Origin of the sequence: Parageobacillus thermantarcticus (assembly GCF_900111865.1) — a bacterium.
In the GTDB taxonomy this organism is placed as follows: Bacteria; Bacillota; Bacilli; order Bacillales; family Anoxybacillaceae; genus Parageobacillus; species Parageobacillus thermantarcticus.
Genome location: NZ_FOJS01000011.1, coordinates 34,457 through 47,287 on the forward strand (window position 1 = coordinate 34,457; position 12,831 = coordinate 47,287).

At 46.4% G+C, this 12,831-nt stretch carries 15 protein-coding genes; 1 reads left to right on the plus strand and 14 read right to left on the minus strand.

Translation table 11 applies throughout. The annotated features are described in order from the left end of the window. Positions 1-5 precede the first annotated feature (5 nt). Positions 6-806, minus strand: a complete 801-nt coding sequence (dapB, locus tag BM278_RS07805) for a 4-hydroxy-tetrahydrodipicolinate reductase (protein WP_090948794.1) — start codon at positions 804-806, stop codon at positions 6-8. After that, a complete protein-coding gene (locus tag BM278_RS07810; RefSeq protein WP_090948795.1) occupies positions 806-1,144 on the minus strand; it encodes a nucleotide pyrophosphohydrolase in 339 nt (112 codons plus the stop codon). Before BM278_RS07810 ends, dapB begins: the two co-directional genes overlap by 1 nt. 142 nt (positions 1,145-1,286) lie before the next feature. Between BM278_RS07810 and BM278_RS07815 the strand changes: the two genes are divergently transcribed. Next, the gene (locus BM278_RS07815) at positions 1,287-2,156 is read left to right on the plus strand and encodes a YitT family protein (protein WP_090948796.1); all 870 of its coding nucleotides are present in this window, start codon (positions 1,287-1,289) and stop codon (positions 2,154-2,156) included. A gap of 32 nt (positions 2,157-2,188) precedes the next feature. On the opposite strand, the gene ypjB is transcribed toward BM278_RS07815, so the two are convergent. From ypjB to hisC, 12 genes are all read right to left on the minus strand, one after another. Then, positions 2,189-2,977, minus strand: coding sequence for a sporulation protein YpjB (gene ypjB / locus BM278_RS07820; protein ID WP_090948797.1), 789 nt, complete (start codon positions 2,975-2,977; stop codon positions 2,189-2,191). A gap of 58 nt (positions 2,978-3,035) precedes the next feature. Continuing rightward, on the minus strand, positions 3,036-3,629 hold the full coding sequence (lhaT, locus tag BM278_RS07825; protein WP_090948798.1) for a lipoprotein heptaprenylglyceryl N-acetyltransferase LhaT: 594 nt from the start codon (positions 3,627-3,629) through the stop codon (positions 3,036-3,038). 78 nt (positions 3,630-3,707) lie between these two features. Further along, positions 3,708-4,475, minus strand: coding sequence for a menaquinol-cytochrome c reductase cytochrome b/c subunit (locus BM278_RS07830; protein WP_090948799.1), 768 nt, complete (start codon positions 4,473-4,475; stop codon positions 3,708-3,710). A 48-nt stretch (positions 4,476-4,523) separates the two neighbouring features. Then, entirely contained in the window at positions 4,524-5,198 is a 675-nt protein-coding gene (gene qcrB / locus BM278_RS07835; RefSeq protein WP_090948800.1) for a menaquinol-cytochrome c reductase cytochrome b subunit, read from the minus strand. 6 nt (positions 5,199-5,204) lie between these two features. After that, entirely contained in the window at positions 5,205-5,711 is a 507-nt protein-coding gene (locus BM278_RS07840; RefSeq protein WP_090948801.1) for a QcrA and Rieske domain-containing protein, read from the minus strand. Positions 5,712-5,862: 151 nt separating this feature from the next. After that, a complete protein-coding gene (locus tag BM278_RS07845) occupies positions 5,863-6,318 on the minus strand; it encodes a YpiF family protein (protein WP_090948802.1) in 456 nt (151 codons plus the stop codon). Positions 6,319-6,405: 87 nt separating this feature from the next. Continuing rightward, complete coding sequence (locus tag BM278_RS07850) at positions 6,406-6,939, minus strand: ReoY family proteolytic degradation factor (RefSeq protein ID WP_090948803.1); 534 nt, start codon at positions 6,937-6,939, stop codon at positions 6,406-6,408. Between the two features lie 53 nt (positions 6,940-6,992). Further along, on the minus strand, positions 6,993-8,249 hold the full coding sequence (locus tag BM278_RS07855; RefSeq protein ID WP_167359600.1) for a tetratricopeptide repeat protein: 1,257 nt from the start codon (positions 8,247-8,249) through the stop codon (positions 6,993-6,995). Positions 8,250-8,265: 16 nt separating this feature from the next. Then, complete coding sequence (locus BM278_RS07860; RefSeq protein WP_090948805.1) at positions 8,266-9,168, minus strand: hypothetical protein; 903 nt, start codon at positions 9,166-9,168, stop codon at positions 8,266-8,268. An 89-nt stretch (positions 9,169-9,257) separates the two neighbouring features. After that, entirely contained in the window at positions 9,258-10,544 is a 1,287-nt protein-coding gene (aroA, locus tag BM278_RS07865; RefSeq protein WP_090948806.1) for a 3-phosphoshikimate 1-carboxyvinyltransferase, read from the minus strand. Between the two features lie 15 nt (positions 10,545-10,559). Then, positions 10,560-11,663 (minus strand): prephenate dehydrogenase, encoded by a 1,104-nt coding sequence (locus BM278_RS07870; protein WP_090948807.1) that lies wholly within the window; start codon positions 11,661-11,663, stop codon positions 10,560-10,562. Positions 11,664-11,728: 65 nt separating this feature from the next. Beyond that, positions 11,729-12,826, minus strand: coding sequence for a histidinol-phosphate transaminase (gene hisC / locus BM278_RS07875; RefSeq protein WP_090948808.1), 1,098 nt, complete (start codon positions 12,824-12,826; stop codon positions 11,729-11,731). Positions 12,827-12,831: the final 5 nt, after the last annotated feature.

Sequence of the window (12,831 nt, forward strand, 5' to 3'; positions counted from 1 at the left end):
CCGCTCTACTCGATAATATGTTCCAAACCGTATACGAGCGTATGTAACTTCATGACCGTTTCCACTGACAATTTGACTCCAGACATGAAAGAAGCGCGGTTAAACGAATCATGGCGAATCGTCAACGCTTGTCCATTTCCGCCAAAAATCACTTCTTGATGGGCGATAAGCCCCGGAAGGCGAACGCTATGAATCGGTATGCCGTCATATGTCGCGCCGCGCGCTCCAGCGAGCGTCTCCTTCTCGTCCGGATGTCCTTGTTTTTTCGACGGGCGCACCATCGAAATAAGCTGGGCCGTTTTCACAGCTGTTCCAGATGGAGCGTCCAGTTTTTGATCGTGATGTAATTCGATAATTTCGACATCCGGAAAATATTTTGCTGCCATTTGCGCAAATTTCATCATTAAAATGGCGCCGACCGCAAAGTTTGGCGCAATGATCGCCCCGATTTCTTTTTCTTCTGCTAACTTGGTCAAACGTTGAATATCTTCGTTGGTAAAGCCGGTCGTGCCGACGACAGGACGGACTCCGTATTGAAGCGCGATTTCCGTATGTCTTTTTCCAGCTTCCGGCGTTGTTAAATCAATGAGTACATCCGGCTTCACTTCTTGAAAGCAGCGGGCCGCATCGGTGTAAATCGGGGCGTGAACACCCGAAAATCCTTCCACATCCGCTAAATCTCCTCCGTCGTTTTTCCGGTCAATGACACCGACAAGTTGAAAATGTTCGGTTTTTTGGACAAGCGAAACCGCTTCACGTCCCATTCGGCCGCGCGGACCGGCAATGACGATGCGAATCGCTTCCATTATGCTTCCTCCTTTTCTTTTCGCGTCCAACGATCTTTATCGCGCGTGCGAAACTTTTCCATTACCATATCATGCGCTTGTTGCAAGTCGATATCGAGGGAGTTGGCAAAACAAATAAGGACAAATAACAAATCACCAAGTTCTTCTTCGATCGTTTTTTCTTTTTCCGTCTGTTTTTTCGGTTTTTCGCCATAATAATGATTGACTTCCCGCGCCAGCTCACCAAGCTCTTCCGTCAGTCTTGCTAGCATGGCAAGCGGGCTGAAATATCCTTCTTTAAACTGGCCAATATATTCGTCGACTTCTTGTTGCAGCTGCTTTATCGTCTTTTCTTGCATGAACGTCACCTCTCATGTTTTCATGTTAGCGGAAAGCAACGTTTTTGACAAATATTTTTGCGTGCCGCGCCTGCTCGTTGCTTGTGTGTACAACTTCCTCTATAATTAAGGGCGCCGACTATTATGGAAACGGAGGTAGCATATGGTTTTCGGATTAAAAATAAAAAATATCATTTTCATTTTGTTTGGTGCCGCCATTTTCGCATTTGGGATTGTTCATTTCAACATGCAAAATAACTTGGCGGAAGGTGGCTTTACCGGAATTACGCTGCTGCTTTACTTTTTATTTGGCATCGATCCGTCCTATACAAACTTGGCATTAAACATTCCGCTCTTTTTTATCGGCTGGAAGTTGCTCGGCCGCCATACGTTTTTATACACCATAATCGGAACTGTTGCCGTTTCTCTCTTTCTTTGGATTTTTCAACGCTATGCCATCCATATGCCGCTGAAGCATGATATGACGTTGGCCGCATTGTTCGCCGGCGTCTTTATCGGCGTCGGCCTCGGCATTATTTTCCGCTACGGCGGAACAACGGGCGGCGTCGATATTATCGCTAGACTCGTCTATAAATATAAAGGAATCAGCATGGGAAAAACGATGTTTACATTTGATGCGGCCGTCATTACGCTTTCTTTGCTTTACCTTTCTTACCGCGAGGCGATGTATACGCTTGTTGCGGTGTTTATCGCCGCTCGCGTCATCGATTTTATGCAGGAAGGCGGCTATGCAGCAAAAGGAGCGATGATTATTTCGGAAAAAAGCGAGGAAATTGCCACCAAAATTTTAACGGAAATGGACCGCGGCGTAACGGTTTTAAAAGGGCAAGGCTCTTATACGAAACGCGATCGCGATGTATTGTATTGCGTTGTCGCGAAAAACGAACTGCCGCGTTTGAAAAGCGTCATTATTTCCGTCGATCCCCACGCGTTCGTCGCGGTCACTGACGTTCATGACGTACTTGGAGAAGGCTTCACGCTTGATGAACGAAAACAGCCGATTGAACATTGAAACAATAAAAAGGGCGCGATTGGCCCTTTTTCCTATTCATTTTGATGCGTGCGGTTTTTTTCTTTTTCCCCGCGATATTTCCGCCAGCCGACATAAGATAGCGTCAACACGATGATTCCTCCAGTGGAAATCATCACCCATATGAGCGAGGGGTCGGCTTCGTCCTTTTTTGCTCCTTCAAACAATGACCGCAAGTCCGCACGCATATTTTTTAAATGTTTACGCTGTTCTTCTTGGCTTAATTGTTGAAACGCCGGTGTTTGCAGCATTTCCATCTCTTCATCGATTTTTTTCGCCACCTCAGGCGGCACATCAATTTTGACGCTCGGCTCCACCAGTTCATAACGATTCAAAAATTCGTGAAGAGAAGCGGCAAACGCGTCTTCTTTTCCTTGATCTACCGCTTTCTCGAGCTGATTAAACGCTTCCATTATCGTTGTTTCCATCTCCGACCAAAGCGGCTGATGCGTCGAATGAATCGCATCAACGACGAGACGAAACTGCGTTACTTTATCAACTCGTTCCTCTTCGGGCAAAGAAGAGGCCGTTATCGTTTTCAGCGCATTTTCATGAGTGACGGTAACCGCGCGAAGTTCATCCGCTGATTGAAGCCGGTCGCGCGCGTTTATTTGAAAAAATTGATTCCAAAAATATATCAATACTTCTTTTGCTTCTGCAAACCGTCCGTTTTTCGCCAATTGTAACGCTTGATCGGAAATTTGATCTAATTTTCTCCAATCGCCGTCATTTTCAACGGCGGAAACAAGCGGCGAAAATGCGCAAATAAGCGCGATGAAAGCAAGCAGCCATATTCGCTTCATTCTTGTCCCTCCTCCATTCACTACTACAATGTATGAAGGAGTGGACAAGAGTAGACCATCAATTTAATGAAAGAACAAGCCTGTTTTTTCGCAAACATAACATATAACTAATTGCAAGCGAAGCGATGCTAAGCCAAAACGTAAAATAGCCGATTGGCGAAATATATTCATTTAAAACGCTGTAGCGCGGCATCATTCCAAAAACATAGTCGATGATGTCATTATGCAACGTCCAAACCGCGGCGAACAATAAATGCGGCCAGCGAAACCGATAAAACGGGGCGTATAATATTCCTTCGATCGCCATGGCCCCGTGTGAAACGATCAACATCCATCCTGCAACTTCAAGCGTTCCTGTCACTTTCCATACTAACAAGTTCATTACAACCGCCCAAACGCCATACTTGACCAACGTCACGACCGCCAGCGCTTCCAATAGCGGAAAATGACGGCGAAGCAAAAACGCGATCAGAACGAGTGTAAAAAATAAACTTGCAGTCGGACTGTCGGGGACAAATGGTAAAAAAATCGCGGGAGTTTCTGCCAACTGATAACGATACCATATATATCCGTAAATCGTGCCGATCGCGTTGACGATAAACAAAAACCATAAAACAGAACGGTGGGCTAGCAGCGGATAAAACCATTTCATGAATACACACCTGCTTCCTACGATTGCTGTAATGAAAAAAGCTGACTAATCATAGTCAGCTTTTCCTTCGGTGAACGTTTATTTCTCTTTTAATCCGGCAATAAATTCAGAGAGTTTTTTCAATTCTTCATCCGTGCCTTTGAAAACGCCCGGAGGCATGCTGCCTTTGCCATCTTTCGCAATTTTCGCGATTTCTTCCGGCTTCAAGCCCGTGCCAATAAGCGATGGCGCAGCGGCACCGCCGGATAAGTTTTCACCGTGACATGACGTACATGTATTCGCTTGGGCGATTTTATATCCTTCCGCGTTTTTGTCAATTTCCACTTCCGCACGAATTTTTCCTTGTTCAGCCGCTTTTTTCCAGTCATGCGTCACAACGGCTTCCCAAGTTAAATACACCATTGCCGCAAGCGTTAAAAGCATCATTCCAGTAGCAACAGGGCGTTTCCATGGACGCCGTTCCGGACCGCGATCCAAAAACGGCGCCAACAATAACGCGCCAAACGCCAACCCTGGTATCACAATTGCCCCGATCACCGTATAAGGACCTGATGCGTACGAATATTTGAGCAACTGATATAAGAACAAGAAGTACCAGTCTGGGAGCGGAATATACGCCGTATCCGTCGGGTCAGCAATGCGCTCTAATGGAGACGGATGGGCAACCGTTAAACATAAAAAGCCAACTAAGAAGACGGAGCCGACGAGCCATTCTTTTAATAAGAAGTTCGGCCAAAACGCTTCCGTTTTCCCGGGATATTCCGAATAATCTTTTGGAATATTCGGCTTTCTTACAGCGGAAACGCGGGAATCGCCGACAAATTTCATTCCTTTTCCGCGATGCATTTCGTATTCCCTCCTTTATCTTTAATCACTAAATAGCACTCGTGCGAATCATAGCGGACCAGAAATACCTTGTCTACGAATCATTAAGAAGTGTGCCGCCATCAAACCGAGCAAAATGCCAGGCAAGAAGAAAACGTGAATGGCAAAGAATCTCGTTAATGTTTGCGCACCGACGATTTCCGGGTCTCCGGCAAGCAACGTTTTAATGGCTGGGCCAATAATCGGTGTTGCTTGTGCGATTTCCAAACCTACTTTTGTCGCAAATAGCGCTTTCATATCCCATGGCAACAAATAGCCGGTAAAGCCAAGCCCCATCATGACCATAAAAATAAGCACGCCAACGATCCAGTTTAATTCCCGCGGCTTTTTGTATGCTCCTTGGAAAAAGACGCGCAACGTATGTAAAAACATCATGACGATAACAAGGCTCGCTCCCCAGTGATGCATACCGCGGACGATTTGTCCGAACGCCACTTCGTTTTGCAAATAGTAAACCGATTCCCACGCGTTTTTAATATCTGGAACGTAATACATCGTCAAAAACATTCCAGATAAAATTTGAATGACGGTAACAAAAAACGTTAATCCACCAAAACAATAAACGAACGCGGAAAAGTGATGGGCTGGGTTTACATGTTCCGGAACTTCATGGTCAGCGATATCCCGCCACAAAGGCGTAATATCCAAACGTTCGTCAATCCAGTCATAAAGCTTATTTAACACGACGTATTACGCCTCCCCTCGTGGTTTCGCTTTTCCTAAGTATAATTTTCCATCTTTCACTTTGTACTCGTAACGGTCTAGCGGAGCTTGTGGCGGCGTTCCCGGTACGTTCGTGCCGTCTTTCGTGTAGCGCCCGTAATGGCAAGGGCAGAAAAATTGGTTCGGGTGCTCTTTATCCGTGTTCCAGTCTACCGTACAGCCGAGATGTTTACAAATCGGAGAAAGCGCTACAATTTCTCCTTTTTCGTCTTTATACACCCACGCGGATCTCGGCTCTTCCGACTCGTACCAAGCGTCTTTCACTTTTACTTTGAAATCAAAACGCTTCGGTTCCGTCGTAATTTCCTTGACATCCGCTACCGCGACCATGTCCGTTCCCGCTTCCTCTTTTAAAATCGGGTCAAACGCGAAACGGAGCATCGGCATTAAAGTTCCGGCAGCCATAAAACCGCCGACGCCAGTTAACGCGTAGTTTAAAAATTGGCGTCTTGTCACGCGATGTTTGTCGCTCATCGTCTTCCCCCATCTATATAAAATGAAGTCCATCCGGACGGTATCGTATAACACAATATAAAACTAGGACATTCTAATGATAGCTCAATCAGCGGACAAGGTCAATATCATCGTTGCTTTAACCTGCCAACTTCCTAATCATGTCGCCGCTTTATGACCATTGTGATATGAAAAAGTTCAGCAATCGAGATGTTTGGTCACGGACGATTTCATGCTTATACGATTCATCCATATTTTGTAACGGAACCGCCGGCACTATCCACAGCCTGCCAGAAAGCTGCGTTTCATACTCTTTCCATGCATCGTCACATGTCACATAAAAAACATGCTTCATCCCGTCTTCCATTAGTTGCCTTGTCCAATGGCCAAGCCGCTGAACGAGTCCTTCACGTTGTTCATTCGCAAAATACGCAAATGGCGGAAATAAAAACACCCTTCCCTTTAGCTGCCGTTCCGCCTCGTTGACAATTAGCTGCACAAACTCCCCACCTGATGCGGCCGCCTTGGCGCCATCCGCAATCGTAATCGGAATAAGCGAAATTAAGGCGGTGTCGATATAATCTTTTTCTTTCGCGTATATCTCTACATCCGCTGCTATCCATTTCATGCGCATTCCCCTTCTTTAAAAGCATCATTTTCTTTATCAACATACCATAATTTTCGCAAAAAGAAAAACCTTGCATTTTGCAAGGCTTCACAGTTGTTTCAACTGATCGGTAAGGCGGCGAAATGCTTCCGCATCTTGACGATCTAGCGCGTCATCAATCAGCTTCATCAACCGTTCCCGCTGAAATTCGTAAAGCGTTTTTTCTAGAAATTGCTCAGCAAGACGCCGATCGTTTTCGTCTACCTGCACTTGTTTTGGAGCATACGGATTCTCTTCTAGTACGGCGACATATTGCGGCGAGTGGAAAGAAGCACGGAAATTCAGCTGAATATAAATATCTTCATCCCGGTTTAAGCGGATATCATGGAACGATTTTTCCGCATCCGTCGTCATGACATTGCCTTTATAAAAGCGGAACGGAACGTCGTCGACGCAATGGGTGGACATGATAATGCCGCGCGGGCAATATTGGGCGTTTTCTACAAAGTGGACCTTTTGCATCAATTGATCATGGCTCATTAAATAGTTTAAAATCCAAACACATTCCCGACGTTTTAACTGGTAATGATTTAAAAACCAACGAATAAATTCTTTTTTCTCATTCACGGATACGTGCGTCATTATGCGCTCCCCCTCTATCGTTTTCCAAGAAAGAGGTACGTTTACCGCAATCTTTATTCCTCTAATTGTAGCAACATGTCCGCTGCCTCTATATGTCCCGGATCGAGGCGTACGATTTGTTGGAATATTTCTTTCGCTCGTTCCCTATCCCCTTCTTCGATTAGAAAATAGCCATATTCTTCGAGAAAATCAATATTATTCTTAAAGAAAGTATATGCCTCTTGATAATGGTTTAATGCATCGGAATACATCTCCAGCTTATGTTTTGCGCGCGCCAAATCCCATTCAAACTGAGGATCGTACTCTCCTTGCGCCATTGCTTCTTCTAGACAAGAAACGATTTCTTCATACCGCTCTTGATGCAATAGAAGCGCGCTTAACGTCGTCAACGCCTCGATATATCCTTGGTCAATCTCGATCGCTTTTCTCAGCCACGACTCCGCTTCATCTGGTTTTCCAAGTTTTAAAGCGACTTTCCCGGCATATAGCAATAATTCTTTATTCCACTCATCAACGTGAATTCCTTCTTTCGCAATTTCATAGCTTTTTTCCAGCTGCCCTTCGTGCTCATACGCTTTCGCTAAGTACAAGTAAAGCGGAACATATTCCGGATCGAGTTCTTTTAGCTCGTTTAACTTTTCAATAGCAGTTTGATAATATTCCGCTTGGAATGCCGTAAACCCATAGCCGAATAACGTCCGGCTGTCGATTCTCGTTTTTAACGCTTCATCGTAATACGGCAGCGCCTGCTCAAATTCGCCGCATAAACTGAGCGCTTCGGCGAGCCGTTCAGCAATGAGGGTGCCCGCCAATTCTTTCATTTTTTCCCGCACTTTTTCATAAAATGGAATGCTTTTTGCATATTGTCCCATTGAAAAATATAGCTCTGCCAACGCAAACTGAATAATCGGCTCATTCGGCATTTTTTCGTATGCTTGCTGGAGCTTTCGCTCGCTCACTTCCTCCAGCCCTTGCATTTGATACAAATCGGCGGCAATAAGACATGCGCGGGCAAACAGCGGATCTTTTTCATCGATTTGTTCTAAAATTTCGAGCGCATTTTCTTCTTCCTCCAGCTCTGTGTATACTTCAGCCAAAAACAAGCGGATTTCCCCTTCATCGGGATAACGAAGCGCCAGCTCTTCTAACAACTCTTTCGCTTCTTCCAGCATTCCCCATGAATATAAATGATCGGCAAGCTCGTATTTCTCTTCATCGCTGCCATTTTTTTTAACGTCAGGCACAAGCGCTAACGCTTTTTGCACCTCTCCGTTTTCCACAAGACGAACGATTTCTTCGATTCGTTTCATACGCATAAACCCTTTCCTACTGAAAATGTGCGGCAAACATTCCCGGTGCGCGAACAATCCGTTCCGTACCGAATCCGGGATAAAAGTATAATTGATTTTCTGCTTTAAGCAATCTTCCTTTATGGACGGTAATGATAGGAACATGATTATCATAATCGACAACAGGCGTTTCGGCAACTAAACGGCTCAAAGACTCTTTTTTGTATAAATTATAATCTACTTCTCCGCCGATGCGGAGATCTCCTTTTTGCGGATAAATTCCGATTTTCTTTAGCACATCCAGTGAAAGCGGCTTTCGTTCCTGCAATGGAAACGGAACAAATGGAATATGATGCATAGCAAGCAATTTTCGCCATGCTGCCTCTTGTTTTTTCATTCGTCTTTCCTGCGGCCAATGCGGAACAAACGCAAGCGGATGTGTTTTTAACACCTCTGCGATCCAATGCCATGGGACGGAATGGAGCGCATCATTTTCTTTGATTTCGACAAAAATGACGGGAATTTTCCATCGCCTGCAAGCGATCAGCAATGATGGAGTAAGCGTATGAAGCGGGACTTTCACGCCGATGAAATAATCGATGGGGCTATTTAATAAATGCCGGCGCAAGGCTTGCAGCGCAGGGAAAAGCTGTTTTTCCGAAGAAACGTCACAAACAGCAAGCAATGTCGTGCAACCTTGCGCAATCAGGTGCTGTTTAACGTATTGCTTGAATTGGGAAAACGGCCGCTGCTGTTGAAACGAAAAATCGGCCATCACATGGCCGGGCGCCACGACCATTTCCCCAATTTCCATTCGCATCCATGTATATTGCTTCGCTTTCTCGCTTATATACTCAATGCGATTGCGATCAATCACGAGCGAACAACGCTGAAGCTGTCCATGGCGGATCACGTACGCTCCTTCAATCACATACGGCATGTCTTCATTCCTCCTTTACGACAAGGCTATGAAGGAACGAAGAGACATATGAATAAAAAAGCAAGAAACGCGCATTCGTTTCTTGCTTTTTACATTAAGGAATGAAGGTGATCAAAAAACGATGGATAAGAAACGGCGACCGCTTCTGGGCGTTGTAAATGGACGGTTCCTTGCGTAATGCAAGCCGCGATCGCTAGCATCATGCCAATGCGGTGATCACCATGGCTGTCAACGACCGCTTCCTTCGCCGTCAACGCTGCTTTTCCATGAATGATCATGCCATCGCTTGTCGCTTCAATATTCGCGCCAAGTTTCCGCAATTCGTTTACGACCGTATCAATTCGGTTCGTTTCCTTCACTTTCAGTTCGCTCGCATCTTTAATCACCGTCGTGCCTTCCGCCTGCGTTGCGAGCAAGGCGATGATCGGGATTTCGTCAATCAGCCGCGGAATCAGCGCGCCGCCAATTTCCACCGCTGTTAAATTCGAGGTGCGGACAGTAATATCGCCAAACGGTTCCGTCTGTTCATTGCGGACGTTTTCGATCGTGATTTCCGCGCCCATTTGTTGCAACACATCGATAATTCCCGTTCGCGTCGGATTGAGGCCGACGTTTTTCAGCGTAATCTCGCTGTTTGGCACAATCGCGCCAGCCACTAAGAAAAAGGCTGCCGATGAAATATCGCCTGGAACGTATATATTTGTGCCTGTTAGCTGCTGTGGCCCAGTCACGGAAACCGTGCGGCCGTCCACAGTGACGTTCCCGCCAAATAACCGTATCATCCGCTCAGTATGATCGCGGGAACGATGCGGTTCCGTTACGGTCGTCGTGCCATCTGTCGCCAATCCCGCCAGCAAAATCGCCGACTTCACTTGCGCACTCGCGACAGGAGATTCATAATGGATCGGCTGAAGTTCGCCGCCGCGAATCGATAGCGGTGTATAGTTCCCATGCTCGCGGCCGTCAATATGCGCGCCCATCATTTTCAGCGGCTTTGTCACCCTGCCCATCGGCCGCTTGGCGATCGATTCGTCGCCAATTAAGCAAGAATGAAACGGGCAACCCGCTAAAATTCCAAGCAACAACCGTGCCGTTGTCCCGGAATTACCGACATGCAAAATATCCGTTGGCTCCTTCAGCCCTTTTAATCCCTTTCCTTCAACAACGACATCGCTTCCGTTTTGCTCGATCGCTACTCCCATTTTGCGAAAACAATCAATTGTGCTTAAACAATCTTCTCCCGGCAAAAAATTTGCAATCGTTGTCGTTCCGTTAGCGATCGCCCCAAGCATCACAGCGCGATGGGAAATCGATTTATCGCCTGGAACATCGATCGTCCCTTGCAATGACGAAACATTCGTTCGCAACTTCTGCACGTCGTTCCCCTCCGTCTATCCTTCATATGTATCATAATTCGTATGTTTTTGAATGCACGCTTTCGCTTTTGCCCGATCTTCTTCGCTTTGAAAGCTAAGGCGAAGCACACCATAAATTTCTTCTCTCGTTTCGATAATCCGGATGTTCGTAATGCTAATTTGTTCTTTCGCAAGATAGCCAGTAATTTCGGAAATCACCCCAGGGTAATCGGGAACATCGACATATAAGTCGTAAAAAGATGGTATAGCCCCTTTTGTTCGCGCTGGAAGTCCGTCGCGAAACTGTTTTGCTTGCAAAAAATAGCGATAAATCGCTTCGCTGTTTTCCTCTTCCACAATCGAACGGAGCTTCTGCATTTCTAAAATCCAGCTATCAAATAACGCCAACAGTTCCTCCTTATTATGTATAAAAATATCGCGCCACATTTCCGGATTGCTTGAGGCGATGCGCGTAATATCGCGAAATCCCCCAGCGGCAAGGCGGCTGACAAGCGGATTTTCTTTTTCGTACCGCTCTGCTTGATGGACAAGGCTTGCCGCGATAATATGCGGGAAATGGCTAATCACTCCGGTGATGCGATCATGCTCTTTTGGCGATAGCACGACAAACTGCGCTTTCGTCCCTTTTAGCCATTCCTTTAATCGTTCCACATCCTCCGCCGCTACGCCATTCGTCGGCGTCAATACATAAAAGGCGTTTTCAAACAAATGCGCCCGCGCCGCAGCAACGCCGCTTTTATGCGAGCCTGCCATCGGATGGCCGCCGATAAATGTGATTCCTTGCTTTCTTAACTGCTCCGCATGCTTGACAATCCGCTGCTTTGTGCTCCCAACGTCCGTTATAATCACGTTTTTCTTTAAAACATCGGCGCGCATTTCCGCCAAAATTCTCTCCGTCTGCATGACAGGAGTGGCTAAAATGACCAAATCCGCCTGCCTCATCCCTTGTTCAAGGGAAGAAGCCATCTCATCAATCACTTTTAATGTGCGCGCAAGTTTCATCTCCTTTTCGTTTACATCATATCCGATAATGACGGCGTTCGGATGCGCTTTTTTAATCGCCAGCGCCATCGAGCCGCCGATTAAGCCAAGCCCAACGACAAAAACGTTCCCTTCCAACTGCTTCACCTTCTCTAGAAAATGCACCCGCTGCTTTTACAAGCAACGGGGCGAATGATAGATTGCTATACAAGCTGCTTTTCTTTTAACATTTGCGTCAATGCGGCGATAACCCGTTCGTTTTGCTCGCGCGTGCCGACCGTAATGCGCACTGCCGTTGGAAAACCGAGCGCATTTCCAGAGCGAACGATAATTCCGCGTTCTAGCAAATATTGAAAAACTTCATTCCCTTCAATGCCAAAATCGATCAACACGAAATTCGTTTGCGACGGATAATAGCGCAACCCGTTTTCCTCGCAAAAACGATAAAACGTTTGTAATCCTTGCTTATTTTTTTCCACACAGTCGCGAATAAAAGCTTGATCGTCCAACGCAGCAACGGCGGCCGCTTGCGCGATGCTGGACGTATTAAACGGTTCGCGCGCCGGTTCGATATCGCGAACGATCGTTTCGCTGGCAATGCCGTATCCAACCCGGAGCGCCGCTAAACCATACGCTTTCGAAAACGTGCGTAAAATCATCAAGTTTTCATATTGGCGAAGAAGCGGAACGGTTTGCGGATAATCATCCGCCGTCGCATATTCGTAATACGCTTCGTCTAAGACGACAAGGACATGTCTAGGAACGCGCTCAAGGAAGGAAGTTAATTCCCGTTCGTTCACATACGTTCCCGTCGGGTTGTTCGGATTGCATATCCAAACGACGCGCGTTTGCTCATCGATCGCATTTAACATCGCTTCTAAATCATGGCGCCCATCCACAAGCGGAATTTCGCGAACTTCCGCCCCTTCAATCACCGCGTTATGGCGATATTGCGGAAACGTCGGCGCCGCCATCACCGTGTTCGTATTCGGCGATAAAAACGCGCGGCAAATAATTTGCACAACTTCATCGGAACCGTTGCCGAAAATAAGCTGCGTTTCCTTTACTCCAAGATGCGCGGCGACTTTTTCGCGCAGCAGGCGCGCGTACCCGTCCGGATAAATGGCAAGACGGTCCAATTGTTTCATGATCGCTTCCTTCGCTGCAGGCGAACATCCGTATGGATTTTCGTTGGACGCTAGTTTGATAATATCGGTAAGCCCATACTGCCGTTTCACTTCTTCAACGGATTTTCCCGGTTGGTAAGGGGGAAGCCCCCGCAACTGTGCTTTAATTTCCATGATGA

Bases quoted from the DNA above. Each gene is read 5' to 3' on its own strand.
- BM278_RS07840 (WP_090948801.1), bottom strand. From the start codon at position 5,711: ATGAGCGACAAACATCGCGTGACAAGACGCCAATTTTTAAACTACGCG.
- BM278_RS07850 (WP_090948803.1), bottom strand. From the start codon at position 6,939: ATGACGCACGTATCCGTGAATGAGAAAAAAGAATTTATTCGTTGGTTT.
- dapB (WP_090948794.1), bottom strand. From the start codon at position 806: ATGGAAGCGATTCGCATCGTCATTGCCGGTCCGCGCGGCCGAATGGGA.
- lhaT (WP_090948798.1), bottom strand. From the start codon at position 3,629: ATGAAATGGTTTTATCCGCTGCTAGCCCACCGTTCTGTTTTATGGTTT.
- BM278_RS07815 (WP_090948796.1), top strand. From the start codon at position 1,287: ATGGTTTTCGGATTAAAAATAAAAAATATCATTTTCATTTTGTTTGGT.
- hisC (WP_090948808.1), bottom strand. From the start codon at position 12,826: ATGGAAATTAAAGCACAGTTGCGGGGGCTTCCCCCTTACCAACCGGGA.
- BM278_RS07855 (WP_167359600.1), bottom strand. From the start codon at position 8,249: ATGAAACGAATCGAAGAAATCGTTCGTCTTGTGGAAAACGGAGAGGTG.
- ypjB (WP_090948797.1), bottom strand. From the start codon at position 2,977: ATGAAGCGAATATGGCTGCTTGCTTTCATCGCGCTTATTTGCGCATTT.
- BM278_RS07830 (WP_090948799.1), bottom strand. From the start codon at position 4,475: ATGCATCGCGGAAAAGGAATGAAATTTGTCGGCGATTCCCGCGTTTCC.
- BM278_RS07860 (WP_090948805.1), bottom strand. From the start codon at position 9,168: ATGCCGTATGTGATTGAAGGAGCGTACGTGATCCGCCATGGACAGCTT.
- BM278_RS07810 (WP_090948795.1), bottom strand. From the start codon at position 1,144: ATGCAAGAAAAGACGATAAAGCAGCTGCAACAAGAAGTCGACGAATAT.
- BM278_RS07845 (WP_090948802.1), bottom strand. From the start codon at position 6,318: ATGAAATGGATAGCAGCGGATGTAGAGATATACGCGAAAGAAAAAGAT.